The organism is Kitasatospora sp. NPDC058190 (assembly GCF_042883685.1).
Classification (GTDB): Bacteria; Actinomycetota; Actinomycetes; order Streptomycetales; family Streptomycetaceae; genus Kitasatospora.
Genome location: NZ_JBHVVI010000002.1, coordinates 33,802 through 59,509 on the forward strand (window position 1 = coordinate 33,802; position 25,708 = coordinate 59,509).

20 protein-coding genes, 1 tRNA gene, 1 other RNA gene and 1 riboswitch are annotated in these 25,708 nt (G+C 73.1%); of the genes, 19 read left to right on the top strand and 3 right to left on the bottom strand.

Annotated features, from left to right (window positions below; translation table 11 throughout):
• Positions 1-253: 253 nt before the first annotated feature.
• The 3 genes from ACFVWU_RS01115 to prfB all read left to right on the top strand — a co-directional run bounded on the left by ACFVWU_RS01115 (position 254) and on the right by prfB (position 4,702).
• Positions 254-2,080: a protein kinase gene (locus tag ACFVWU_RS01115; protein ID WP_387613747.1), complete on the top strand. Its 1,827-nt coding sequence runs from the start codon at positions 254-256 to the stop codon at positions 2,078-2,080.
• 194 nt (positions 2,081-2,274) lie between these two features.
• Positions 2,275-3,528 carry a serine/threonine-protein kinase gene (locus ACFVWU_RS01120; RefSeq protein ID WP_387613750.1) on the top strand — a complete coding sequence of 418 codons (1,254 nt, stop codon included), beginning with the start codon at positions 2,275-2,277 and terminating at the stop codon, positions 3,526-3,528.
• Between the two features lie 58 nt (positions 3,529-3,586).
• The gene (gene prfB / locus ACFVWU_RS01125) at positions 3,587-4,702 is read left to right on the top strand and encodes a peptide chain release factor 2 (protein ID WP_387613752.1); all 1,116 of its coding nucleotides are present in this window, start codon (positions 3,587-3,589) and stop codon (positions 4,700-4,702) included.
• Positions 4,703-4,838: 136 nt separating this feature from the next.
• Here prfB and ACFVWU_RS01130 read toward each other — a convergent pair whose 3' ends face one another.
• Entirely contained in the window at positions 4,839-5,033 is a 195-nt protein-coding gene (locus ACFVWU_RS01130) for a hypothetical protein (RefSeq protein WP_030059729.1), read from the bottom strand.
• Positions 5,034-5,382: 349 nt separating this feature from the next.
• Here ACFVWU_RS01130 and ftsE point away from each other — a divergent pair, with 349 nt between their 5' ends.
• The 8 genes from ftsE to ACFVWU_RS01170 all read left to right on the top strand — a co-directional run bounded on the left by ftsE (position 5,383) and on the right by ACFVWU_RS01170 (position 14,412).
• Positions 5,383-6,072: a cell division ATP-binding protein FtsE gene (gene ftsE, locus ACFVWU_RS01135; RefSeq protein WP_380611500.1), complete on the top strand. Its 690-nt coding sequence runs from the start codon at positions 5,383-5,385 to the stop codon at positions 6,070-6,072.
• Between the two features lie 76 nt (positions 6,073-6,148).
• Entirely contained in the window at positions 6,149-7,060 is a 912-nt protein-coding gene (gene ftsX, locus ACFVWU_RS01140; protein WP_350741098.1) for a permease-like cell division protein FtsX, read from the top strand.
• Between the two features lie 113 nt (positions 7,061-7,173).
• Positions 7,174-8,373, top strand: a complete 1,200-nt coding sequence (locus ACFVWU_RS01145; protein WP_387613757.1) for a S41 family peptidase — start codon at positions 7,174-7,176, stop codon at positions 8,371-8,373.
• Between the two features lie 7 nt (positions 8,374-8,380).
• On the top strand, positions 8,381-8,857 hold the full coding sequence (gene smpB, locus ACFVWU_RS01150; RefSeq protein WP_270146671.1) for an SsrA-binding protein SmpB: 477 nt from the start codon (positions 8,381-8,383) through the stop codon (positions 8,855-8,857).
• A gap of 86 nt (positions 8,858-8,943) precedes the next feature.
• Positions 8,944-9,325, top strand: a transfer-messenger RNA (tmRNA) gene (gene ssrA, locus ACFVWU_RS01155).
• 154 nt (positions 9,326-9,479) lie between these two features.
• Positions 9,480-11,783, top strand: coding sequence for a HelD family protein (locus ACFVWU_RS01160; protein WP_387613761.1), 2,304 nt, complete (start codon positions 9,480-9,482; stop codon positions 11,781-11,783).
• A 349-nt stretch (positions 11,784-12,132) separates the two neighbouring features.
• Entirely contained in the window at positions 12,133-13,605 is a 1,473-nt protein-coding gene (locus tag ACFVWU_RS01165) for an NAD-dependent malic enzyme (protein ID WP_387613764.1), read from the top strand.
• A gap of 528 nt (positions 13,606-14,133) precedes the next feature.
• Positions 14,134-14,412, top strand: coding sequence for an HU family DNA-binding protein (locus tag ACFVWU_RS01170; RefSeq protein ID WP_280680124.1), 279 nt, complete (start codon positions 14,134-14,136; stop codon positions 14,410-14,412).
• Positions 14,413-14,484: 72 nt separating this feature from the next.
• Here the strand turns inward: ACFVWU_RS01170 and murA are convergent, their stop codons facing one another.
• Positions 14,485-15,825 carry a UDP-N-acetylglucosamine 1-carboxyvinyltransferase gene (gene murA / locus ACFVWU_RS01175; protein ID WP_380611496.1) on the bottom strand — a complete coding sequence of 447 codons (1,341 nt, stop codon included), beginning with the start codon at positions 15,823-15,825 and terminating at the stop codon, positions 14,485-14,487.
• 299 nt (positions 15,826-16,124) lie between these two features.
• Here murA and ACFVWU_RS01180 point away from each other — a divergent pair, with 299 nt between their 5' ends.
• The 6 genes from ACFVWU_RS01180 (at position 16,125) to ACFVWU_RS01205 (ending at position 23,434) form a co-directional block, all read left to right on the top strand.
• Positions 16,125-16,718 carry a YqgE/AlgH family protein gene (locus ACFVWU_RS01180; protein WP_387613768.1) on the top strand — a complete coding sequence of 198 codons (594 nt, stop codon included), beginning with the start codon at positions 16,125-16,127 and terminating at the stop codon, positions 16,716-16,718.
• A gap of 73 nt (positions 16,719-16,791) precedes the next feature.
• Positions 16,792-17,070, top strand: coding sequence for a DUF3039 domain-containing protein (locus ACFVWU_RS01185; RefSeq protein WP_196947467.1), 279 nt, complete (start codon positions 16,792-16,794; stop codon positions 17,068-17,070).
• A gap of 109 nt (positions 17,071-17,179) precedes the next feature.
• Positions 17,180-18,790, top strand: a complete 1,611-nt coding sequence (locus ACFVWU_RS01190; protein WP_387613771.1) for a beta-N-acetylhexosaminidase — start codon at positions 17,180-17,182, stop codon at positions 18,788-18,790.
• Positions 18,791-19,107: 317 nt separating this feature from the next.
• Positions 19,108-19,974: an FAD binding domain-containing protein gene (locus tag ACFVWU_RS01195; RefSeq protein ID WP_387614099.1), complete on the top strand. Its 867-nt coding sequence runs from the start codon at positions 19,108-19,110 to the stop codon at positions 19,972-19,974.
• A complete protein-coding gene (locus ACFVWU_RS01200) occupies positions 19,971-21,110 on the top strand; it encodes a 2Fe-2S iron-sulfur cluster-binding protein (RefSeq protein ID WP_387613774.1) in 1,140 nt (379 codons plus the stop codon). Before ACFVWU_RS01195 ends, ACFVWU_RS01200 begins: the two co-directional genes overlap by 4 nt.
• The gene (locus tag ACFVWU_RS01205; protein ID WP_387613777.1) at positions 21,107-23,434 is read left to right on the top strand and encodes a xanthine dehydrogenase family protein molybdopterin-binding subunit; all 2,328 of its coding nucleotides are present in this window, start codon (positions 21,107-21,109) and stop codon (positions 23,432-23,434) included. Before ACFVWU_RS01200 ends, ACFVWU_RS01205 begins: the two co-directional genes overlap by 4 nt.
• 103 nt (positions 23,435-23,537) lie before the next feature.
• Here ACFVWU_RS01205 and ACFVWU_RS01210 read toward each other — a convergent pair.
• A tRNA-Cys gene (locus ACFVWU_RS01210) sits at positions 23,538-23,609 on the bottom strand.
• An 83-nt stretch (positions 23,610-23,692) separates the two neighbouring features.
• Positions 23,693-23,758: riboswitch (guanidine-III (ykkC-III) riboswitch) on the top strand.
• Between the two features lie 44 nt (positions 23,759-23,802).
• Here ACFVWU_RS01210 and ACFVWU_RS01215 point away from each other — a divergent pair.
• Together ACFVWU_RS01215 and ACFVWU_RS01220 are read left to right on the top strand one after the other, a co-directional pair.
• Complete coding sequence (locus ACFVWU_RS01215) at positions 23,803-24,117, top strand: DMT family transporter (RefSeq protein ID WP_387613780.1); 315 nt, start codon at positions 23,803-23,805, stop codon at positions 24,115-24,117.
• A gap of 149 nt (positions 24,118-24,266) precedes the next feature.
• Positions 24,267-25,706 carry an MFS transporter gene (locus ACFVWU_RS01220; protein ID WP_387613782.1) on the top strand — a complete coding sequence of 480 codons (1,440 nt, stop codon included), beginning with the start codon at positions 24,267-24,269 and terminating at the stop codon, positions 25,704-25,706.
• The last annotated feature ends 2 nt before the right edge of the window (positions 25,707-25,708 follow it).

A 25,708-nucleotide genomic window follows, 5' to 3' on the forward strand; every position in this document is an offset into this window, starting at 1 on the left:
GGCGACGGGGAGTCAGGTCAACCGCCGCCGTGACGGCCCCGCGGCGAGCCCCGGCGAGCGGCTCCCGCCGGTCCCCCGAGATGCGTCAGGGCAGTCCCCTAGGGGATGTCCCCCAACCCTGCTCGGATGGCCCGCCGGTCACCTCAGAAACCTGAACGGACACCGTTAGAGTGGCCGCAAACACGGGCCCGGCAGGCTCACCGCACCGGCGGAGGAGCGCCCCGCGCGGGCGGCACGGCGAGGAGTGCGACAGGTGCGGCCAGTCGGCAGCAAGTATCTGCTTGAGGAGACCCTGGGGCGGGGTGCCACCGGGACCGTCTGGCGCGGCCTGGTGCGACCGGACGTCCAGGTGCCCGGCAGTGAGCCCGGGCAGCAGGTGGCGATCAAGGTGCTGCGCGAGGAGCTGGCGGCCGACCCGGACGTCGTGATGCGCTTCCTGCGCGAGCGCTCGCTGCTGCTGCGGCTGACCCACCCGAACATCGTCCGGGTCCGCGACCTGGTGGTCGAGGGCGAGCTGCTGGCCCTGGTGATGGACCTGGTGGAGGGCCCCGACCTGGCCCGCTACCTGCGCGCCAACGGCCCGTTCAGCCCGATCGCGGGCGCCCTGCTGATGGCCCAGGTCGCGGACGCGCTGGCGGCCAGCCATGCGGACGGGATCGTCCACCGCGACCTCAAGCCGGCCAACGTGCTGCTCGCCTCCGTCCTGGTGGACGGCACCGAGCAGATGCACCCGATGCTGACCGACTTCGGCATCGCCCGGCTCGCCGACTCCCCGGGCGTCACCCGCACCCACGAGTTCGTCGGCACCCCCGCGTACGTCGCACCGGAGTCCGCCGAGGGCCGCGCGCAGACCTCCGCGGTGGATGTCTACGGCGCCGGGATCATGCTGTACGAGCTGGTCACCGGCCGCCAGCCGTTCCAGGGCGACAGTGCCCTGGCCGTCCTCCAGGCCCACCTGGCGCAGGAGCCGCAGCGGCCCAGCACCATGCCCGAGCCGCTCTGGACGGTGATCGAGCGCTGCCTGCGCAAGGACCCGGCCCAGCGGCCGAGCGCCACCTCGCTGGCCCGCGCGCTGCGGGTGGTCGCGGCCGGGGTCGGCGTGCACGCCTCCCCGGCGGCGGTGGACGAGGCGCTGGCGGTCGCCGCCCTGCTGCTGCCCGACCCGCAGCCGACCAGCGTCCCCGGCACCCTGTCGGCCGCCCCGACCGGACCGGGCGGGACGGGTGCCGAGGACCGCACCCAGGTGCTGCCGCCGCCCCCGGGCGGCCCGCAGTACGACCCGGCCGCGGCGACCCGGGTGATGGGCACCCAGCCGCCGCCCGCGCCCCCGTACGGCGGCCAGGACCGCACCCAGGTGATGCCGCCCACCGCCGTGCCCCCGCCCCCGCCCGGGGCGCCCACAGGGCCGCAGGAGGAGGCGCCGCACCCGTGGCAGACCCAGCTGCGCGCGGCGCGCGACCGCAACCAGCAGACCCAGGTCGGCTACTTCGGCCCGGAGGACTTCGAGGACCCGCAGGTCGCCCCGCCGCCCTACCAGGCCGGCCAGGGCGCGCCCGGCTACCAGCCGCAGCCACCGGCCGGCTACCGCCCGGACCAGCGCCGCCAGGGCCCGCCGCCCGGCTACTCCCAGCGCCCGCCGGTCGCCCCGCCGCCCTACCAGGGCGGCCAGGGCGGCCAGCGGGGTCAGGGCGCCCCGGGCGCGCAGGGGGGCTACCGGCAGCCCCCGGCGGGCTACGGCCAGCCGCAGGGCGCCTACCCGCCGCCGCCCCCGCCCACCCCGGTGCCGCGCCGGGCCGAGCCGCCCGCGCCGCAGTACCGGGAGCCCCCGCAGCGCCGCGAGGAGCCGCCCGCGCCGCCCCGCCGTGAGCCCGCCCCGCCGCGCGAGCGGCGTCCGCGCAGCCGCAACCGGATGTACATCCCGGGGCTCGGCTGCCTCAAGGGCTGCCTGATGGTGCTGCTGGTGCTGGGCCTGGCCGGTGTGGCGTTGTGGCACTTCACCCCGCTGCCGCACTACTGGGACAACGTCGTGGGCTGGTGGGACTCGGCGCGGGACTGGGTGAGCAGCGTCTTCGGCAAATAGGCGCGGATCGCCTCCGGGGCAGCAGGATTGACGCTTTGTCGACAATTCACGAGATTTCTCGCCCCGGAGTCCCGCCCGGAGGCGGTCAGGCGGCCCGCGCAGGGGGTCGGGGCGCGTAGGTTGGTCGCTGTTGTCCCGCCCCACCGAGCGCGCCCGGACCCCCGGAGCGCTCCCGCGCCGCCCACGGAGCAGCATTGGCACGCAAGATCGGCAGCCGGTACACCGTCCACCAGGTGATCGGCCGGGGTTCGGCCGGGACGGTCTGGCTCGGTGAGGGGCCGGACGGCCCGGTGGCGGTCAAGCTGCTGCGCGAGGACCTCGCCGCGGACCAGGTGCTGGTCGGCCGCTTCGTCCAGGAGCGCACCGCGCTGACCAGTCTCGACCACCCCCGGGTGGTCGGCGTGCGCGACATGGTGGTGGACGGCAGCGACCTCGCCCTGGTGATGGAGCTGGTCCAGGGCACCGACCTGCGCTCCCGGCTGGAGCGCGACGGCGCCCTCCCGCCGCAGACCGCCGCCTCGATCATCGCCGACGTCGCCGACGGCCTGGCCGCCGCGCACGCGGCCGGGATCGTCCACCGCGACGTCAAGCCGGAGAACGTCCTGCTCGACCTCGCGGCCGCCCCCGGCCCCGGCGGCGCCCCGCGCGCCAAACTCACCGACTTCGGCGTGGCCCGCCTGGTCGACGCCCCGCGCCGCACCCGGGCGACCCGGATCATCGGCACCCCCGACTACCTCGCCCCCGAGATCATCGAGGGCCTGGAGCCGCGTGCCGCCGTCGACATCTACGCCCTCGCCACCGTGCTGTACGAGCTGCTGGCGGGCTTCACCCCGTTCGGCGGCGGCCACACCGGCGCGGTGCTGCGCCGGCACGTCACCGAGCAGGTGCCGCCGATCCCCGGCCTGCCGGACGGCCTGTGGCGGATCATCTCCGAGTGCCTGGCCAAGGCCCCGGCCTCCCGGCTGCGCGCCGCCGAGCTGGCGGCCCGGCTGCGCGAGCAGCTGCCCTCGCTGGCCGGACTGCCGGTGCTGGCGGTGCCCTCCCAGGGCCGCGCCCCGGCCGAGGAGCAGCTGAGCCCCGGCGAGGCCGTCTACGCCGAGGTCGACGCCGGTCCGGGCATCCACAAGCGCCGCCGCGGCCCGGCCGTCCCGCTGGTGCCCGGCGTCGCCCCGGACTCCACCCGGGACACCCACACCAGCCTGCGCCGCCCCTCGGCCGAGGAGCTGGCCGCGTACGCCGCCGAGTCCCGCGCCCAGCGTGCCGCCCCCGGCCACCGCCGGGACCGTCAGGCCCTGCTGCGCCGCCGCCGGCTGCTGGCCGTGCTGCTGGCCACCGTCCTGCTGCTGGCGGGCGCCGCCGCGGCCTGGACGGCCTTCGCGGCCACCGAGCCGGACCGCGGCCACCCGGCCCGACCGGCCGTGCACGGCACCGCCCCGCGGGCGCCGTAGCGCGCCCCTGGACGGGGGTGTCGTCATGACCACTCCCGGAACCATTACCCTGGGGGGCGTGGCAGCCGTCGATCCTTCCGAAGAGCTCAAGAACCTCGATACGACCATGGGGTCGATCGAGGCCGTCCTCGACCTGGACAAGATCCGGGCCGACATCGCGGTCCTGGAGGAGGAGGCAGCCGCCCCCACCCTGTGGGACGACGTCGCGAACGCGCAGAAGGTGACCAGCCGGCTCTCCTTCCTCCAGGGCGAACTGCGCCGGGTCGAGGGCCTGCGCAGCCGAATCGACGACCTGGGCGTGCTGTTCGAGCTGGCCGAGGCCGAGGACGACGCGGACACCCGCGCCGAGGCCGAGGCCGAGCTCGTCTCGCTCCAGAAAGCGGTCGAGGAGCTGGAGGTCCGCACCCTTCTGTCGGGCGAGTACGACGCCCGCGAGGCGCTGATCAACATCCGTGCCGAGGCCGGTGGCGTGGACGCCGCCGACTTCGCCGAGCAGCTGATGCGCATGTACCTGCGCTGGGCCGAGCGGCACGGGTACCCCACCGAGGTGTACGACACCTCGTACGCCGAAGAGGCCGGCATCAAGTCCGCGACCTTCACCGTGAAGGCGCCGTACGCCTACGGCACCCTCTCGGTCGAGCAGGGCACCCACCGCCTGGTCCGCATCTCGCCGTTCGACAACCAGGGCCGCCGGCAGACCTCCTTCGCCGGTGTCGAGGTGCTCCCGGTCGTCGAGCAGTCCGACCACGTGGACATCGACGAGGGCGACCTGCGGGTGGACGTCTACCGCGCCTCCGGCCCCGGCGGCCAGGGCGTCAACACCACCGACTCGGCGGTGCGCATCACCCACATCCCGACCGGCATCGTGGTCTCCTGCCAGAACGAGCGCTCGCAGATCCAGAACAAGGCGTCCGCGATGAACGTCCTCCAGGCCAAGCTGCTGGAGCGGCGCCGCCAGGAGGAGAAGGCGGCGATGGACGCGCTCAAGGACAGCGGCAGCTCCTGGGGCAACCAGATGCGTTCCTACGTGCTGCACCCGTACCAGATGGTCAAGGACGTCCGCACCGCGTTCGAGGCCGGCAACCCGCAGGCCGTGCTGGACGGCGACATCGACGGCTTCATCGAGGCCGGGATCCGCTGGAGGAAGCAGCGCGAGACCGCCAACGAGGCGTGAGGATTTCGGGCTCGATGAAGATCGAGCACAGCATCGAGGCCGGTGCCGAGTAAGCGCCGGACACCACCCGGACACGGAGAAGGCCCCCGACCGCAGCGGTCGGGGGCCTTCTCCGTACGTCGTGCCTCGTCTGTCCTCAGGCCAGCGCCTGCCGCGCGATCAGCGCCACCGCGAGCAGACCGGCCAGCAGGGCCAGCAGCATCGCGGGGGAGAGCGCGGCGAACGGCCCCTGCTGCTCCTGCAGTCGGGCCCGGTTGGCGCGGCACACCGGGCAACGCCCGTCGCTGACGCGGCCGTTGCAGTTGGCGCACACCAGATGGTCGCAGGTCATGCGATCTCCTCCTCGCTGCTACAGCCAACGCACCGGACGGGGCTTTGGTTCCTTTTCCTGCCCTGTACGGGGGAGCGGCCGAACACGGTCGCCACCTCCACTCTGCCAGGTTCTGGCGGTTCCGGCTCCCGGGCTGTGAGATGGCTCGCAATATTCAGGGCATAAGCGGACATTCTCCCCCAGATTTCGACCGCTGCCCTGGGCCGCCCCTGCGGGCCGGTCGCCGATTCGCGTATGGTCCCAGACCGGGAGCGGCCCTCCGCGCTCCCATCGCCCGCCCAGGGACCGGGCCTCCGGGGCGGACCGACCAAGGACTGGCGCCGCCTAGGATGGCCTCCGTGATGCAGCCGTGATCAGATTCGACAACGTCTCCAAGACCTATCCCAAGCAGAACCGTCCCGCCCTGGACAACGTCTCGCTGGAGATCGAGAAGGGTGAGTTCGTCTTCCTGGTCGGCTCGTCCGGCTCGGGGAAGTCCACCTTCCTGCGCCTGTGCCTGCGCGAGGAGCGCCCCAGCACCGGTGCGGTGCACGTGCTGGGCAAGGACCTCGGCAAGCTGTCCAACTGGAAGGTGCCGCACATGCGCCGCCAGTTGGGCACCGTCTTCCAGGACTTCCGCCTGCTGCCGAACAAGACGGTCTCGCAGAACGTCGCCTTCGCCCTGGAGGTGATCGGCAAGCCCAAGAGCGCCATCAACAAGGTGGTGCCCGAGGTGCTCGAGCTGGTCGGCCTCGGCGGCAAGGAGGACCGCATGCCGGGCGAGCTGTCCGGTGGTGAGCAGCAGCGCGTGGCGATCGCCCGTGCCTTCGTGAACCGTCCGATGCTGCTCATCGCGGACGAGCCCACCGGTAACCTCGACCCGCAGAACTCGGTCGGCATCATGAAGCTGCTCGACCGGATCAACCGCACCGGCACCACGGTGCTGATGGCCACCCACGACCAGGCCATCGTCGACCAGATGCGCAAGCGAGTCATCGAACTCGACAAGGGGCTGCTCGTCCGCGACCAGGCTCGCGGCGTCTACGGGTACCAGCACTGACCCACCAGCGCTGACCCGTAGGGCCGCCGGCCCGAACCGCCAGACCGAGCAGTACCGACCCTGGAGTTGTTTCCGCATGCGTGCCCAGTTCGTCCTGTCGGAGATCGGTGTGGGTCTCCGACGCAACCTGACCATGACCATCGCGGTCGTGGTCAGTGTCGCGCTCTCCCTCGCCCTCGCCGGTTCCTCGCTCCTGGTCCGCGACCAGGTGAACTCCATGAAGGGGTACTGGTACGACAAGGTCGAGGTGAGCATCTACTTCTGCACCAAGGCGGACGCCCGCAACTCGCCGCAGTGCGACAAGGGAGCGGCCACCGACCAGCAGGTCCAGGACATCAAGGACCAGCTGGACAAGATGAGTTCGGTGGTGCAGTCCTCCACCTACGAGAGTTCCGCCGACGCGTACAAGCACTGGAAGGAGATGAACCCGGACAACCCGCTCATCTCCGTCCTGGGCGCGGACGCCATGCCGCAGTCCTGGCGGGTCAAGCTCAACGACCCGACCAAGTACGACGTCATCCAGAGCGCCTTCGCCGGAAAGCCCGGCGTCAAGTCGGTCGAGGACCAGCGGAAGATCCTGGAGAACCTCTTCGGCCTGCTCAACGGTCTCCAGACGGCGGCCTTCGTGATCATGGTGCTGATGCTCTTCGTCGCCTTGCTGCTGATCGTCAACACCGTCCGGGTGTCGGCGTTCAGCAGGCGGCGCGAGACCGGCATCATGCGCCTGGTCGGTGCTTCGAACTTCTACGTCCAGATGCCGTTCATCGCCGAGGCCGCGTTCGCCGCGCTGCTCGGTGCGGTGATGGCCTCGGGCCTGCTGCTCGGCGGGCACTTCTTCGTCCAGCACTGGCTGGCCGACCGGGTGCAGTTCATCCACTTCATCGGCCTGAGCTCGGTGCTCGCGGTGATCCCGCTGCTGATCGTGGTGGGTATGGGCATGGCCGGCATCGCGGCGTTCTTCACGCTGCGCAAGTACCTCAAGGTCTGATCCCCACCGGATGCTTCGGCTCCGGACGGCACTGCGCTGTCCGGGGCCGTCGCCGTTCCGCGGTCCGCCGTTCCGGCCCGCCGCGCGCGATGCGGTGTCTACACTCCGGTGCCATGCTGCAAACTCCGTGCAGGGCACGTCAGGTGGCCACCCTCGGCCTGGTGTTCGGCGCCGTGCTGATCGCCGGTGCCGCCACCGGCGCCTGGGGCGACCCGAGCGCGCCGCCCCCGCACCGCGCCTCCGTCGACCTCGCCCCGGCCGCCGCCGGGCTCCCGGTGGACCCGGCGGGCACCGCGCTGTCCGAGCAGCAGGCCGAGCACCTGCTCGCGGCCGGCGGCGACCGCTGGGGCGCGTACTACAGCGCCCAGGAGTACGCCGAGTTCAGCCAGGGCCTGGACGGCCGCTACCTGGGCGTCGGCCTCTCGGTCGGCCGCGGCGAGGACGGCGTCACGGCGGTCTCCCAGGTCACCCCGTCCGGACCGGCCGCCGAGGCCGGGATCGCCCCCGGAGACCGGCTGCTGCGGATCGACCGGGACCAGGCCGACCGCCTGCCGGTCACCGAGGTGGTCGCCCGGCTGCGCGGACAGGGCGGCGAGCGCAGGGCCGGCTCCGAGGTCACCCTGGCCGTCCAGCGCGGCGACGGCCAGGTGCGCGAACTGCGGCTGCGGCGGGTGCTGCTGGACAGCCAGCAGGTCACCGCCGAGCGGCTGGACCAGGGGGACCTGCGGATCACCGTACGGGCCTTCACCAGCGGCGTGGCCGATCAGGTGCGGGCCGCGCTGCGCGCCCCGCACACCGGCGTGGTGCTCGATCTGCGCGGCAACTCCGGGGGGTTGGTGGACGAGGCGGTCGGCACCGCCGGGATCTTCCTGGACGGCGGGGCGGTCGGCTCGTACCAGGAGCGCGGCGAGACGCGGGAGTTGACCGCCCCGCCGGGTGGAGACCAGCGCACCCCGCTGGTGGTGCTGGTGGACGGCGGAACGATGAGCGCCGCCGAGCTGCTCGCCGGCGCCCTGCAGGACCGCAGCCGCGCCGTGGTGGTGGGCTCCCGCACCTTCGGCAAGGGCACCGTCCAGCAGCCCAGCAGGCTCGCCGACGGCGCCGTGCTGGAGATGACCGTCGGCCGCTACTACACCCCGGCCGGCCACTCGCTGGACGGCACCGGTCTCACCCCGGACGTCCCGGCCGCCGTCGGCCGGGACACCGACGCGCTCGCCCTGCGCGTCCTCGCCGGGCTCGGTACCCGGGCCCAGGACGCGGTCACCCCCGTGCCTAAAGCAGCTGCCCGACCGGGCCCCGAAGTGCGAGAATGACCGCGTTATGGCAAAGGAAACCGGACAGAAGCTGATCGCGCAGAACAAGAAGGCGCGACACGAGTACACGATCCTCGACACCTACGAGTGCGGCCTCGTGCTCACCGGCACCGAGGTGAAGTCACTGCGCGAGGGGCGGGCCAACCTGGTCGACGGCTACGCCTACGTCCAGAACCACGAGGCGTGGATCGACAACGTCTTCATCCCCGAGTACACCCAGGGGACGTGGACCAACCACGCGGCCCGGCGCAAGCGCAAGCTGCTGCTGCACAAGCTGGAGATCCGCAAGATCGAGACCAAGGTCCGCGACGCCGGCCACACCCTGGTCCCGCTGTCGCTGTACTTCAAGGACGGCCGGGTCAAGCTGGAACTCGCGCTCGCGGTCGGCAAGAAGTTGTACGACAAGCGCCAGACGCTCCGCGAGAAGCAGGACACCCGCGAGGCGGCCCGCGCGGTGGCGGCGGCCCGGCGGCGCCAGCGTTAATCAGCTGGACCCTCGCCCGTCGCCTCGCGTACTATGGCGCAAGCAACACGGACGGTCACCGTCCGAGCTGTTTCTCAAAAAAACATGGGGATGATCGGTTTCGACAGGGGATGTTGAAACAGGGGAAGCGAGCCGAGGAACGCGGCAATGATCTCGTTAACCACGTGTCGCAAAAAAATAATCGCCAACTCTAAGCGCGATTCCCAGCAGTTCGCTCTCGCTGCCTAATAAGCACCGATAGCGCTTGGGTGTCAGACCGGGGAGTTCCCGACCCGGACCCTGGCATAATCTAGGGAACTCAACCGTCCGCCCGGGCTGCGAGGGCGGAGGGGAAATCAAACAGCAGCTGGGCCTGTTGGCGGCTTGTCCGTGTGACCGCCAGGGCCGAGAAAAGCACAGCGGACTGCGCTCGGAGAAGCCCTGAATTAACTCCACTGGACCCGGGTTCGATTCCCGGCATCTCCACCACCCCATGTTCACACCGAAGGCCGTCCACCGCTCCGCGCGGGGGGCGGCCTTCGAAATTTTTTACCGTTCCGGTGCGGCGCGGCCGCCCGTCCCGGCGTAGGATCATCCGTCCGCTCGTTTTCCGGAGCCGGATTCCGTCGTAACCCCCGAGGCCATGCAGAGCAACACGGACACCACCCCCGCCACCGACCACGAGACCGTCCGCGAGCGCGAGATCGCCGGTGAGCAGCAGCACCTCGACACCGTCTACCACCGGCTGGAGGAGAAGCTCGCCGAGGCCGAGTACATCCTCGAGGACGCCGCCAAGCGGGTCCAGGTCGGCACTCCCGGCGCGCTCGCCGAGCGCGACGCCCAGGTCTACCGGGCCGGCGCCCACCTCCAGCGGCTCAACAACGAGTTCGAGGACTTCCTGTTCGGCCGGATCGACCTCCAGCGGGCGGACGCCCCGGAGGAGCACGGCATCCCGTCCGACACCCCGCTCGACCCGGCCGACCCGGCCGTCGCCGAGAGCCTCCACATCGGGCGCCTGGGCGTGCTGGACGCCGAGTACGGCCCGCTGGTGATCGACTGGCGGGCCCCCGCCGCCGCGCCGTTCTACCGGGCCACCCCGGTCGAGCCGGGCCGGGTGATCCGGCGCCGGGTGATCCGCTCCAAGGGCCGCAAGGTGATCGGCGTCGAGGACGACCTGCTGCGCCCCGACCTCACCCCCACCCTGAACGGCCGGGAGCTGGCCGTGGTCGGCGACGGCGCGTTGATGGCCTCGCTCGGCCGCGCCCGCAGCCACTCGATGCGCGACATCGTCTCCTCGATCCAGAAGGAGCAGGACGAGGTGATCCGTGCCGCCGCGGCGGGCGCCACCCTCGTCACCGGCGGCCCCGGCACCGGCAAGACCGCCGTCGCCCTGCACCGCGCCGCCTACCTGCTCTACCAGGACCGCCGCCGCTACGCCGGGGGCATCCTGGTGGTCTCGCCGACCCCGCTGCTGGTCTCCTACACCGAGGGCGTGCTGCCCTCGCTCGGCGAGGAGGGGCAGGTCGCGATCCGCGCGGTCGGCTCGCTGGTGGACGGCATCGAGGCCGGCACCTACGACACCCCGGAGGCGGCCCGGATCAAGGGTTCGGCCCGGATGACGCAGCTGCTGCGCCGGGCCGCCCGGGCGGCGCTGGAGCTGGGCGCCCCGCAGGAGCTCAAGGTGGTCGCCCGCGGCGAGGTGCTGAAGCTGGACGCGGGCCGGCTGAAGGCCGTCCGCGGCAACGTCGTGGGCTCCGGCGGCACCCCGCTGAACCTGCTGCGCCCGCGGGCCCGCCGGCTGCTGCTGGACGCGCTGTGGCAGGAGGCGACCAGGCACCTGCCCAAGCCCGCCGACCACTACGCCCGGGAGCAGCGCCAGGAGGAGAAGGAGTCCTTCGACGAGTACGTCTCGGACGAGGCGCCGTTCCTGGACTTCCTGGACGCCTGGTGGCCGGCCCTGACCCCGCGCGGGGTGCTCGGCACGCTCAAGCAGAGCCGGCACACCAACCGGATCGCCCGCCGCGCCGTCACCCCGGACGAGGCGAAGCTGCTGGCCGCTTCCTGGCGCCACCTGTCCCCGGCGGGTGAGGGTGCGCTGTCCGCGCACGACGTGGCGCTGGTGGACGAGCTGCAGGTGCTGCTCGGCGAGGCAGCCCGGCCCAAGGTCCGCGAGGTGGACGCGGTGGACCTGCTGAGCGGCCTGGAGGAGGTCACCACCTTCGCCGACCGCAGCGCCCGTCAGCGCGACCGCCAGCCGGTCGAGCGCAAGGAGTACGCGCACGTCATCGTGGACGAGGCGCAGGACCTCACCCCGATGCAGTGGCGGATGATCGGCCGCCGGTCCCGGATGGCCACCTGGACGATCGTCGGCGACCCGGCGCAGTCCTCCTGGCCGTTCCCGCAGGAGGCCCAGGCCGCGCTGGACGAGGTGCTCTCCGGCAAGCCGCGCCGCCGCTTCACGCTGACCGTCAACTACCGCAACCCGGCCGAGATCGCCGAGGTCGCGGCCAAGGTGCTGGCGCTGGCCGCGCCGGGCACGCCCTCGCCGAGCGCGGTGCGCCACGTGGGCGTGGAGCCGCGTTTCGCGGCCGTCACCGACCCCGCGCCGGAGGCCTTCGGCAAGGGCGCCCGGGCCGAGCTGGAGCGGCTGCTGGGGGAAGTGGACGGCACCGTGGCGATCGTGGTGCCGATGGACCGCCGGGCCGAGGCGGCGGGCTGGACCGAGGGCCTGGGCGAGCGCGTGGTGGCGCTGGGCAGCCTGGAGGCCAAGGGCCTGGAGTACGACGCGACGGTGGTCGCCGACCCGACCGGCATCGCCGGCGAGTCGGAGGCCGGGCTGCGGGTGCTGTACGTGGCGCTGACCCGGGCGACCCAGCGGTTGACCGTGCTGTCCGGCCCGGACGACCTGCCGGACGCGGCCGGCGTGCCCGCGCTGCTGCGCGACTGACCCGGACCAGCACGAAGGCCCCTCACCGACGGTGAGGGGCCTTCAGACGTTAACGACACCGACCCGCCATGCTCGCCTCGCGGCAAGTGGTCCCTCTAAGGGACGAAGGTTGGGCCCGGGGGCTTGGATCGAGCCGGTGTCCCGTCCAATGTAACGCATCGGCCCGGAGAGGCAAGGAGCCGGCGGCGGGAGACCTCGGACGGCGGGTCCGGGTTGTCGGGTCCGCACACTCAATGAACGTTATTTCTGGGTACCCCTTGGTAGGTGCGACGATCGAGGTCTAGCATGCGCAGGCGATGCCTTCAACAAAATGTTGAGCCTGCGGGACAGACGGAAGAAGGATGCGTCGATGGCGACGGTGCCCAGTGTCTCCAACTCGATCACGGTGCGACTGGAGGTCCCGGCTCGCGGCAACGCGGTCAGCGCGATCACCACGGCCGTGGAGTCCTCCGGCGGATCGGTGACCGGCCTCGACGTCACCGCGTCCGGCCTGGAGGCGCTGCGGATCGACGTGACCGTGGCGGCCAGCTCGGTCGCGCACGGCGAGGAGATCGTCGAGAAGCTGCGGGCGATCGACGGCGTGTCGATCGGCAAGGTCTCGGACCGCACCTTCCTGATGCACCTCGGCGGCAAGATCGAGATGTCCTCGAAGCTGCCGATCCGCAACCGTGACGACCTCTCCATGATCTACACCCCGGGTGTCGCCCGGGTCTGCATGGCGATCGCCGAGAACCCCGAGGACGCCCGCCGCCTCACCATCAAGCGCAACAGCGTCGCGGTGGTCACCGACGGCTCGGCGGTGCTGGGCCTGGGCAACATCGGCCCCGCGGCCGCACTGCCCGTCATGGAGGGCAAGGCGGCCCTGTTCAAGCGCTTCGCCGGGATCGACGCCTGGCCGATCTGCCTGGACACCCAGGACAGCGACGAGATCGTCGCCATCGTCAAGGCGATCGCCCCCGGCTTCGCCGGCATCAACCTGGAGGACATCTCCGCGCCGCGCTGCTTCGAGATCGAGGCCCGGCTGCGCGAGGCCCTGGACATCCCGGTCTTCCACGACGACCAGCACGGCACCGCGATCGTGGTGCTGGCCGCCCTCACCAACGCGCTGAAGGTGGTCGGCAAGGAGATCGGCGACATCCGCGTGGTGATGTCGGGGGCCGGCGCCGCCGGTACCGCGATCCTCAAGCTGCTGCTGTCGGCCGGTGTCGAGCACGCCACCGTGGCGGACGTGCACGGTGTGGTCCACGAGGGCCGTGAGGACCTCAACGACAGCCTGCGCTGGATCGCCGAGCACACCAACCGCTCGGGCCGCACCGGCAGCCTCAAGGAGGCCGTGGCGGGCGCCGACGTGTTCATCGGCGTCTCGGCCCCGAACGTGCTGGACGGCGACGACCTGGCCACCATGGCCGAGGACGCGATCGTCTTCGCGCTGGCCAACCCGGACCCGGAGGTCGACCCGAACGTCGCCCGCCAGACCGCCGCCGTGGTCGCCACCGGCCGCAGCGACTTCCCGAACCAGATCAACAACGTGCTGGTCTTCCCGGGAGTCTTCCGCGGCCTGCTGGACGCCCAGAGCCGCACGGTCAACACCGAGATGATGATCGCCGCCGCCCGGGCGCTGGCCACCACCGTCGCCGACGACGAGCTGAACGCCAACTACATCATCCCGAGCGTCTTCAACAAGGACGTCGCCAAGACCGTCGCCGCCGCCGTGCGCGAGGCGGCCCTGGCCGGCGCCCAGGAGGCCCCCGCCCCGGCCCGTCCGACCCCGGGCATCGTCGGCACCCTCGACACCGCCGCCTTCCCGACCGTCAAGCTCTGAGGGTCGCCGTCAAGCTCTGACGGTCCGCCCGGCGACGTGTTGCCGATCGGTCAAATGTCCGATTAGCGGCCATGCTCCCCCAAGCCCGCCCCGAACCCTTGCGACACAAGGGCGAGGGGCGTGTTTGGGCTTGTCGTGCCTAGGGCGTACGGTAGCCCTGCACGGGGCAGGCGTGTCCGACAAGTACGGAACGTCCCCCTGGTCTTCCGGCGAGTCGTCCCGACCGCCGCCCGCGCCCGGTCCGCCGGAGCCGACGGAGCGTCACACCTCCAACGGGCGGGCGATGTTCGGGTGGCCCGGCCGGGGCCCGATTGGCTTTCTCGGGGCCGGTCGGGGCAGGATTCGTTCCCAGGCGGGCGGGCGGGCCTTCGACGGCTCCGGCGCGCGGCACCGGGTACGGACCCGGCCTGCGACCACGCATTGCCTGCATGAGCACAGTGTGCGGACCTGCGGCCCATCCGGGTGCCCCCCGGTGGGAGCACCGATGGGCCCCCGCACACCGCAAGCGAACAGACCACAGGAGTACACATGAACCGCAGTGAGCTGGTGGCCGCGCTGTCCGAGCGCGCCGAGGTGACCCGCAAGGACGCCGACGCCGTTCTGGCCGCCTTCGCCGAGATCGTCGGCGAGGTCGTCGCCAAGGGCGACGAGAAGGTCACCATCCCCGGTTTCCTGACCTTCGAGCGCACCCACCGCGCTGCCCGCACCGCCCGCAACCCGCAGACCGGCGAGCCGATCCAGATCGCGGCCGGCTACAGCGCCAAGGTGAGCGCCGGCTCCAAGCTGAAGGAAGCCGCCAAGGGCTGAGTCACCCCTTGAACGCCCGAGAGGCCGGGCTCCCCGCGGGGGAGCCCGGCCTCTCGCCGTACGACCCGCTCGTCAGGCGTCGACCAGCTGCTCGCTGGGCAGCTCCACGTGGGCACCCAGGTCGCGCAGCTTCTCCATGAAGTTCTCGTAGCCGCGGTTGATCAGGTCGATGCCGTGCACGGTCGAGGTGCCCTCGGCCGCCAGCGCCGCGATCAGGTACGAGAAGCCGCCGCGCAGGTCCGGGATGACCAGCTCGGCGCCCATCAGCTTGGACGGGCCGGAGACCACCGCGGAGTGCAGGAAGTTGCGCGCGCCGAAGCGGCACGGGGTGGCGCCCAGGCACTCGCGGTAGAGCTGGATGTGCGCGCCCATCTGGTTGAGCGCGCCGGTGAAGCCGAGGCGCGACTCGTACACCGTCTCGTGCACGATGGACAGCCCGGTGGCCTGGGTCAGCGCGACCACCAGCGGCTGCTGCCAGTCGGTCTGGAAGCCCGGGTGCACGTCGGTCTCCAGGGCGATGGCCTTGAGCTCGCCGCCCGGGTGCCAGAAGCGGATGCCCTCGTCGTCGACCTCGAAGGCGCCGCCGACCTTCCGGAAGGTGTTGAGGAAGGTCATCATCTCCAGCTGGCGGGCGCCGCGGACGTAGATGTCGCCCTTGGTGGCGAGCGCCGCGCAGGCCCAGGAAGCGGCCTCCAGGCGGTCCGGCAGGGCGCGGTGGGTGTAGCCGCCCAGCTCGTCCACGCCGGTGATCAGGATGGTGCGGTCGGTGCCCAGCGTGATGATCGCGCCCATCTTCTGCAGCACGCAGATCAGGTCGACGATCTCCGGCTCGATGGCCGCGTTGCGCAGCTCGGTGACGCCCTCGGCGAGGACGGCGGTGAGCAGCACCTGCTCGGTCGCACCGACCGAGGGGTAGGGCAGCTCGATCTTGGTGCCGCGCAGCCGCTGCGGGGCGACCAGGTAGGTGCCCTGCGGGTGCTTCTCGATGGTGGCGCCGAACTGGCGCAGCACCTCGAAGTGGAAGTCGACCGGGCGGCCGCCGATGTCGCAGCCGCCGAGGCCGGGGATGAAGGCGTGGCCGAGGCGGTGCAGCAGCGGGCCGCAGAACAGGATCGGGATCCGCGAGGAGCCGGCGTGCGCGTCGATGTCGGCCACATTGGCGCTCTCGACGTGCGAGGGGTCGAGGATCAGCTCGCCGTCCTCGTCACCGGTGCGCACGGTCACGCCGTGCAGCTGCAGCAGGCCGCGGACCACCTTGACGTCGCGGATGTCCGGGACGTTGCGCAGTCTGCTGGGGCCCTGGCCGAGGAGGGCGGCGACCATGGCCTTGGGGACCAGGTTCTTCGCACCGCGGACGCGGATCTCGCCTTCGAGCGGGTTTCCGCCGTGGACCAGCAGGACGTCGTCGGTCATCGTTCTCGCAATCCGGGGTGCCAGAGGGGTGGGACGGGCTCCGGTCCGGAGCCGCCGGTGGACCGGTGGTACGGCGTACGGGCGCGTTCGGGCCCCCGGAGAATCCGAGTCGGCACCGTAGAAGGGCGTCCACCATCCGTAGATGGTAGTAGGCGTCCCGATGGTTCCCGTTTGCCTCTCCCGTGATGGTGCTCTCCCCGGGGCCGCTCCCGCCCGCCCGGTGCGGCCGTACGGGTGTTCTTTCGGCGTGGCGGGGTTTCGAGTGTTGCGGTGTCCGACCGGTGCCGTTCTGCGGGATCATGTGTGGCATGACGGCGGCCCATTCGCACGGAGGCCGGTCCCACACCGGCCGTCTGCTCGTCGCGACGCCCCTGCTCACCGATCCGAACTTCGCGCGGGCGGTGGTGCTCCTCCTCGACCACGACGCCGAGGGGGCGCTCGGTGTGGTCCTCAACCGGCCGACGCCGGTCGAGGTGGGCAGTGTGCTGGACGGCTGGGGCAGACTCGTCGGGCAGCCGGCGGTGGTGTTCCAGGGCGGGCCGGTGGCGCTGGACTCGGCGCTGGGCCTGGCCGTCGCGCCGGGGGAGCCGGGCACCGGCGACCCGCTGGGCTGGCGGCGGGTGCACGGCGCGATCGGCCTGGTCGACCTGGAGGCGCCGCCGGAGGTGCTGGCCGGCGAGCTGGGGAGCCTGCGGATCTTCGCCGGGTACGCCGGCTGGTCACCGGGCCAGCTGGAGGCCGAGCTGGAGAGCGGCGCCTGGTACCTGGTGGACTGCGAGCCCGGGGACATCTCCAGCCCCGAGCCGGAGCGGCTGTGGCGCTCGGTGCTGCGCCGCCAGCGCGGGCCGCTGGCGCTGCTGGCGACCTACCCGGACGACCCGACGCTGAACTGAACCCCGCCCGGTTGTCCGGTCCGCCCGCGCGACACTGGCCCGGTTTCCGGGGGCGCCCATAGACTTGTCACCTATGAGCACTCTTGAGCCCGAGCGCGGCCTCGGCACCGGCACCCTGGTCGAGCCCGTCCCGCAGGTGTCCCACGGGGACGGCGACCACGAGCGCTTCGCGCACTACGTCCAGAAGGACAAGATCATGGAGAGCGCGCTCTCCGGATCCCCGGTGGTCGCGCTGTGCGGCAAGGTGTGGGTGCCCGGTCGCGACCCGAAGAAGTATCCGGTCTGCCCGATGTGCAAGGAGATCTACGACGGCATCGGCAAGCCGCAGGGCGGCGACGGCGACGACAAGTAGTCCCCGGCGGCCCCCGCTTCCGACGAACGCCGGGGAACGCCGTTCCGCGTAGCACCGGGTTTCCACGGTGGTCTATGCCAATCGTTCCGGGCGCGGGCAGGATGTCGGAATGGACCTCATTCCCGCGCCTTCGAGTGCCGTCCGCCGCCCGGACGAGGACTTCCCGCTGGACGCCGCCACCACGCTGACCGCGCCGCCCGGGCTGGCCGACGCCGAGCGGTGGCTGCGCGGCACGCTGTCCGCCGCGACCGGACTGCCGTTCGGCCCGGGCCGGCCGGGCGCGGGCATCGAACTGGTCCAGGACGACGCGCTGGCCGCCGAGGCGTACCGGATCACGGTGCGCCCCGGCCACGCCCTGCTCGCCGTCGGCGGCCCGGCCGGTGCGCTGTGGGCCGCCCAGACCCTGCGGCAGCTGCTCGGGCCGGACGCCTACCGGCGCTCCCCGCTGCGCCGCGAGGGCTGGGTGCTTCCGGGCGCCGACATCGCGGACGCCCCCCGGTTCGGCTGGCGGGGCGTGCTGCTGGACGTCGCCCGGCACTTCCTGCCCAAGTCCGACGTGCTGCGCTACGTCGACCTGCTGGCGGCGCACAAGCTCAACGTGCTCCACCTGCACCTGACCGACGACCAGGGCTGGCGGGTGGAGATCAAGCGCTACCCGAGGCTGACCGAACGCGGCGCCTGGCGGGAGCGCTCGATGGTCGGCTACCGGGCCGGCCGGCGCCGCGACGACCGCCCGCACGGCGGCTACTACACCCAGGACGACCTGCGCGAGATCGTCGCCTACGCGGCCGCGCGCGGGATCACCGTCGTCCCGGAGATCGACCTGCCCGGCCACACCCAGGCCGCCGTCGCCGCCTACCCCGAACTGGGCAACACCGACGTGGTGGACACCGCCGCGCTCGGGGTGTGGACGGACTGGGGGGTGAGCCACCACGTGCTCAACGCCTCCGAGGAGACCCTGCGCTTCTTCGAGGGCGTGCTGGAGGAGGTCCTGGAACTGTTCCCGTCCGAGTTCGTCCACCTCGGCGGCGACGAGTGCCCCAAGGAGCAGTGGAAGGACAGCGCCGCCGCGCAGGCCCGGATCCGCGAGCTCGGCCTGGTCAACGAGGACGAGCTGCAGAGCCACCTGATCCGGCACTTCGACCGCTGGCTGGCCGGGCGCGGCCGCCGGCTGATCGGCTGGGACGAGATCCTGGAGGGCGGGCTGGCGCCCCGCGCGGCGGTCTCGTCCTGGCGCGGCTTCGGCGGCGGGATCGCGGCCGCGAAGGCCGGCCACGACGTGGTGATGTGCCCCGAGCAGCACGTCTACCTCGACCACCGGCAGGCCGACGGGCCGGACGAGCCGATCCCGGTCGGCTTCGTGCGCACCCTGGAGGACGTCTACCGCTTCGAGCCGGTCCCGGAGCAGCTGGACGGGGCCGCCGCCCGGCACGTCATCGGCACCCAGGCCAACTTGTGGAGCGAGTTCGCGGACAGCGCCCGGGACCTCGACTACCGGGCCTTCCCCCGGCTGGTCGCCTTCGCCGAGGTCGCCTGGTCCGACCTGCCCGCCGCGCCGGCCGAGCGCGACTTCGCGGGCTTCGAGCAGCGGCTGGCCGGGCACCTGAGGGTGCTGGACGCGCTCGGCGTCGAGTACCGCCCGGCCGACGGCCCGCACCCCTGGCAGCGCCGGCCCGGGGTGGCCGGCCGGCCGATCGACGGACCGCCGCCGGTGCGGTGATCGTGACTCCCGCTGCGAAACGGGGGCGTGGGAACTTATGGGTGGTCATCTGACGTCAAGAACAGATGAACATCTGCCCTGGCCCGGCCCGGGTCGGGGCAGATACCGCCCGGTATCCGTCCCAATCGGGCAGTCCCGTTCACCGGTCCCGAAATGATCATCGAGCATTGTGTGCCAGAGTTGCCCAACCCGGCCCGATCGCCCGTACCCTACGGGCCAGGCCGGGCTGCTGACGCGGACAGGACGGCCACGGCCGCGGGCGGCAGGCGATCGATGAGCAAGTGGAGCACGGTGGGACCCAGGTGAACCGGACGATCATGCTGCCGGCCTCGCTCGACGAGGCCGTCGACGCGCTGGCCGCCGCCCCGGCCGCGGTACCGGTGGCCGGAGCCACCGACCTCATGGAGGCCGTCAACGCCGGACGGCTGCGCCCCGCCGCCCTGGTCGGCCTCGGCCGGATCACCGAACTGCGCGGCTGGCGCTACGAGGACGGCGGCACCGCCGTCCTGGGCGCCGGACTCACCCACGCCCGGATGGACCGCCCCGACTTCGCCGCGCTCATCCCCGCGCTCGCCGACGCCGCCCGCACCGCCGGCCCGCCGCAGGTCCGCAACGTCGGCACCCTCGGCGGCAACATCGTCACCGCCGCCCCGGCCGGCGACACCCTCCCGGTGCTCGCCGCGCTGGAGGCCAGCGTCACCCTGGCCCGGGCCGGCGGCAGCCGCGAGGTGCCGGTCAGTCACCTGCTCACCGGCCTCGACCCGGTGCGCCCCGGCGAACTGCTCACCTGGGTACGGGTCCCGCTGCTGCACGCGCCGCAGGTCTTCCTCAAGGCCACCGGCCGCAGCGGCCCGGCCCGTGCCACCGCCTCCGTCGCGCTGGTCCTCGACCCGGCCCGGCGCGCCGTGCGCTGCGCCGTCGGGGCCGTCGCCCCGGTGCCGCTGCGCCCGCTGGAGGCCGAGGCCTGGGTGGCCGGGTGCATCGACTGGGACGGCAGCCGGGAGATCGACCCGGCCGCCACCGCCGCCTTCGGCGAGTACGTGGCCGCCGCCTGCGTCCCCGACAACTACGGCGCCGAGGGCGCCTGGGAGGCCGTGACCGAGGGGCCGACCGCGGCCGCCGTTCGGCTGCGGCGTACCGTATCGGTGCTGGCCCGACGGGCACTGGGAAGGGCGCTGAAGTGACCACAGACCCCATCGAGACCCTCGACGCCGACCCGCTCGGCCTCACCCCGCAGGTCACCCGCGAGCTGCGCCCGTGCGCCTCCTACACGCTGCGGGTCAACGGTTTCGAACGGCCCGTCACCGACGCCTGGATCGGCGAGAGCCTGCTCTACGTGCTGCGCGAGCGGCTCGGCCTGGCCGGAGCCAAGGACGGCTGCGAGCAGGGCGAGTGCGGCGCCTGCTCGGTGCAGGTGGACGGCCAGCTGGTGGCCGGCTGCCTGGTGCCCGCCGCGCTGGCCGCCGACAGCGAGATCAACACCGTCGAGGGCCTGTCGGCCGGCGGCGGCGCGAGCGACGTCCAGCAGGCGCTGGCCGCCTCCGGCGCCGTCCAGTGCGGCTACTGCACCCCCGGCATGGCGATGGCCGTGCACGACCTGCTCCAGCGCAACCACCGGCCCACCGACGTCGAGGCGCGGCAGGCGCTGTGCGGCAACCTCTGCCGCTGCACCGGCTACCGCGGGGTGCTGGCCGCCGTCCAGACCGTCGCGGACGCCCGCGCGCTGGAGGCCGAGGAAGCGGAGGAGGCCGCCGCGGCCGCCGCCGAGGAGGCCGTCGCCGAGCAACCGGTGGGCGGGGCCCCGGCCGAGGCGACGGTCGGGCAGCCCGCCGCCGTCGAGCCGGAGCCGGTCGTCGAGCCGCCGGTCTACGCCGACGCCGAGGCCTGGATCGAGCACGTCCCGCAGCCGATCGCCGAGCCGGCCCCCGTCCCGGCCCAGGCCGACCCCGGGTACGGCGACGGCGGCTACGACACCGGCGTGTACGACACCTCCGCGCTGGCCGCGATGCCGCCCGGCATCCCCGCCCAGGCCGCCGACGACCACGTCTACTACCCGCCGCAGGGCTACCCCGAGCAGGCCTACCAGGCCACCCCCGCGCACGGCACCTACGTGCCGGCCGGCTTCCCGGACGGCCACCCGCCGCAGCACGGCTACGACACCGGCTACGACGCCCCGGTCTACGAGCCGACCCCCGCGCACGGCACCCCGTACGCGGACCCGCACGGTGCCCCGGCCGAGGGCGGCGCCCCGGCCGGTGCCCCGTACACCGCCACCCCCGCCCACGGCATCCGCCTCCCCGAGGACGACCACGCATCATGACGTCGCCTACCGACATCGGCGCAGCAATCCAGCAGGACGGCGGCGAGGGCGGCGCGCCGGAGCCGTTCGGCCTGGGCAGCTCCCCGCTGCGCAGCGACGCGCTGCCCAAGGCGCTCGGCATCTACCCGTACGCGGCCGACCTGTGGGCCGAGGGGCTGCTGTGGGGCGCGGTGCTGCGCTCGCCGCACCCGCACGCCCGGATCCGCGGCATCGACACCTCGGCCGCGCTCGCCCTGCCCGGCGTGCACGCCGTGGTCACCGCCGCCGACCTGCCGCCGGGCCCGGACGGCACCCCCGACGGCGCCCCGGCCGGCCCGATCGTCGCCGACCGGCCGGTGCTGGCCTCCGGCGTGGTGCGCCACCACGGCGAGCCGATCGCCGCGGTGGCCGCCGACCACCCGGACACCGCCCGGCTGGCGGTCGGCCTGATCACGGTCGACTACGAGCCGATGGAGGCCGTGACCGACCCCGAGCAGGCCTTCACCGCGCCGCCGCTGCACCCGGACGGCAACCTGTTCCGCCACCTGCCGCTGCGCGCCGGGGACCCGGAGGCGGTCGGTGAGATCGTCGTCGAGGGCCTCTACCAGGTCGGCCGGCAGGACCCGGCCCCGCTCGGCGCCGAGGCCGGCCTGGCCGTACCGCGCCCGGACGGCGGCGTCGAACTGCACCTGTCCTCCACCGACCCGCACGGCGACCGCGACCGCACCGCCGCCTGCCTGGGCCTGGAGCCGGACCGGGTCCGGCTGGTGGTCACCGGCGTGCCCGGCGCCACCACCGACCGCGAGGACCTCGCCTTCCAGGTCACCCTGGCGCTGCTGGCGCTGCGCACCGGCCGCCCGGTGAAGATGACGCTGACCCGCGAGGAGTCCTTCCACACCCACGCCTCGCGTCACCCCGCGCTCCTGCGCTACCGCCACCACGCCGACGCCGAGGGCACGTTGGTGAAGGTCGAGGCGCAGATCCTGCTGGACGGCGGCGCCTACGCGGACGTCTCCGCCGAGGCGCTGGCCGCCGCGACGGCCTTCTCGGTCGGCCCGTACGTCTGCCCGAACGTGTTCGTGGACGCCTGGGCGGTGCGCACCAACAACCCGCCGGCCGGGCGGATGCGCGGCGAGGGCGCGCTGCAGGCCTGCTTCGCGTACGAGTCGCAGATGGACCAGCTGGCCGCCCGGGTGGGCGTGGACCCGGTGGAGATCCGCCGTCGCAACGCGATGTCCACCGGCGACCCGATGCCCACCGGGCAGGCCGTCACCTGCCCGGCGCCGGTGAAGGCGCTGCTGGACGCGGTGGCGGCCGAGCCGCTGCCGGCCCTGCCGGTGGACGACCCGGACGCCGAGTGGCTGCTGCCGGGCGGGCCCGGCGGCGCCGGGGACCCGTCGGCGGTGCGCCGCGGCATCGGCTACGCCGTCGGCATGGTGCACATGCTGGGCGCGGAGGGCGAGGACGAGGTCTCCACCGCCACCGTGCGGGTCAGCGGCGACCACGCCACGGTGATCTGCGCGGCCGTCGACGCCGGGCAGGGCTTCGCCACGCTGGCCCGCCAGATCGTGCAGACCGTGCTGGGCGTCAGCGAGGTCTACATCGCACCGGCCGACAGCGACCAGTCGATCGCCGGGCCCTCCGCCCGCGGCCGGCACACCTGGGTCTCCGGCGGCGCGGTCGAGCGGGCCGCGCTGATGGTCCGCCACCAGCTGCTGCAGCCGATCGCGGCCAACTTCGGGATGTCGGCGGAGCTGCTGCAGATCGCCGACGGCAAGATCACCTCCTATGACGGGGTGCTCGGCATGCCGGTCGCCGAGGCGCTGGAGGGCAAGGAGCTCTGGGCCACCGCACAGTGCCGCCCGCACCCGACCGAGCCGCTGGACGAGTCCGGGCAGGGCGACGCCTTCGTCTCCATCTCCTTCTGCGCGATGCGCGCGGTGGTGGACGTGGACATCGAGCTGGGCACCGTTCGGGTGGTCGAGATGGCCGTCGCCCAGGACGTCGGGCGGGCGCTGAACCCGCGGCAGATCGAGGACCGGATCGAGGCCGGCGTGGCCCAGGGCGTGGGCCTGGCGCTGATGGAGGACCTGCAGACCTCGGGCGGGGTGCTGCTCAACCCCTCGCTGACCGGCTACCGGCTGCCCACCTCGCTGGACACCCCGGAGGTGCGGATCGCCGCTCTGCTGGAGGAGCGGGACGTGGTCGCCACCTTCGGGGCCAAGGCGGTCAGCGCCGTCCCCGCAGTGGTCGCTCCGTCGGCCGTCGCCGCCGCCGTCCGGGCCGCCACCGGCCTGCCGGTCGGCCGGCTGCCGATCCGGGCGGAGGACGCGGTCACGGCCTGACCGGAAAGGCTGACCGGAAAGGCTGACCGGAAAAGTCTGGCCCGAAAAGCGCGAAGGGAATTGCCGGTCGACGTTCCGAGTCGACCGGCAATTCCCTTTTCCGAGGCCGTGGCGGGAATTGAACCCGCGTTCACCGCTTTGCAGACGGTCCCCTGAACCACTCGGGCACACGGCCAGTGAATTCAGGATGGCGGAGCCGGGGAATGGGGTCAACGAAGTTTTGTAAATTCTGTATGGCAATGTGTGCTACCGTCGGAGGCGGTGGCTGTTTTCCCGCCACCCCGGACGAGCGCGTCGTACCCGGTGACGACAAGACGACGCAGTTCAGCGGCAAACCGGCCGCTGTGGACTGCGGAGGTACGGCCGTCATGGCTTGGCTCGTTCTGGTCGTCTCGGGTCTCCTGGAGACCGTGTGGGCGGTGGCCCTGGAATCGTCCAGGGGTTTCTCCCGCCTCGTTCCCAGCCTCGTGTTCGGCGTCGCCCTGCTGCTCAGCATGGGCGGGCTGGCGTACGCGATGCGCACCATCCCGATCGGCACCGGGTACGCGGTCTGGGTCGGCATCGGCGCGGTCGGCACCGCGCTCTACGGCATGGCCGCCCTGGGGGACCCGGTGACCGTGGCCCGGATCGGCTGCCTGCTGCTGATCGTCTCCGGCGCGGTGGGGCTCAAGGTGCTGCACTGAGCCCCGGCCCGCTGCCCCGGCCCGCTGCCCCGGCCCGCTGTCCCGGTCCGCCGTCCCGGTCCGCCGCGCCGGTCCTACGCCTGCGGACCGATCCGATCACCGACTCGGGTCAGGGGTCATCGAGGCGGACGGCTCTTACGATGTTACGTATGACCACTGCCTCCCCCACCTCGGTCGACTCCACCCCGATACCCGACGGCACCGACCCCGGCGGCGGGGTCCTCGGTGGCCGCCACCGGGCGCTGACGCTGGGAATCGTGTCGGTGGTCCTGGTGATCGCCTTCGAGGCGACCGCGGTCAACACCGCGATGCCGACCGCGGCCCGCCAGCTGCACGGCCTCGGGCTGTACGCCTTCGCCTTCTCCGGCTACTTCACCACCACGCTGTTCGCGCTCGTCGTCTCCGGGCAGTGGTGCGACCGGCGCGGGCCGCTGCGGCCGCTGTTCACCGGCATCGCGGTGTTCGGCGCCGGCCTGGTGGTGGCCGGCACGGCGCCCGGCATGTGGGTGTTCGTGGCCGGGCGGGCGATCCAGGGCCTGGGCGGTGGGCTGGTGATCGTCGCGCTGTACGTGGTGGTCGGCCGGGCCTACCCGGAGCGGCTGCGCCCGGCGGTGTTCGCGGCCTTCTCCTCGGCCTGGGTGCTGCCCTCGATCGTCGGGCCGCTGGTCTCCGGGGCCGTCACCCAGCACCTCGGCTGGCGCTGGGTGTTCCTGGCGGTGCCGGTGCTGATCCTGCTGCCGCTGGTCGTGATGGGCCCGGCGCTGGCCCGCTCGGAGCGGGAGCACCCGGTGCTCAAGGGCGCGGACTTCGACCGCCGGCGCACCCTGCTGGCCGCGATGGCCGCGGTCGGCGCCGGCCTGCTCCAGTACGCGGGCCAGCGCCGCGACCTGATCGGGCTGGTCCCCGGGATCGCCGGGGCGGCGCTGCTGGTGCCGGCGGTCCTCGGGCTGCTGCCGAAGCGGACCCTGCGGGCCGGGCGCGGGCTGCCGACGGTGATCCTGCTGCGCGGGGTGGCGGCCGGGGCGTTCTTCGCGGCCGAGGCCTTCATCCCGCTGATGATGACCACCCAGCGCGGCCTCTCGCCGACGCTGGCCGGGCTGACCCTGACCAGCGGCGGGCTCTCCTGGGCGCTGGGTTCCTGGTTGCAGGGGCGGCCCGGGGCCGAGCGCTACCGCGAGGCGATGATCCGGTGCGGCTTCGTGCTGACCGCGGCGGCGATCGCGGGCGCCGCGCTGGTGCTGGTTCCGGGGGTGCCGGCCTGGGCGGCCTCGGTGGCCTGGGGCGTCGGCGGCATCGGGATGGGCCTGGCGGTCGCGAGCGTCAGCGTGCTGATGATGAAGCTCTCCGCGCCGGAGGACGCCGGGGCCAACTCGGCCGCCCTGCAGGTGAGCGACGCGCTGGGCAACGTGCTGCTGACGGGCCTGGCCGGGGTGCTGTTCGCGGCGCTGGGCGGCGGCTCGCTCGCCGTCGCCCACGAGAGCGCCGAGGCCGCGGGCTCGCCCGGCGCCTTCGCGGTGATCCTGCTGGTGATGGCCGGGGTGGCGCTGCTGGGGGCGCTGCTCGCCGGCCGGGTCCGCACCCGGTCCTGACG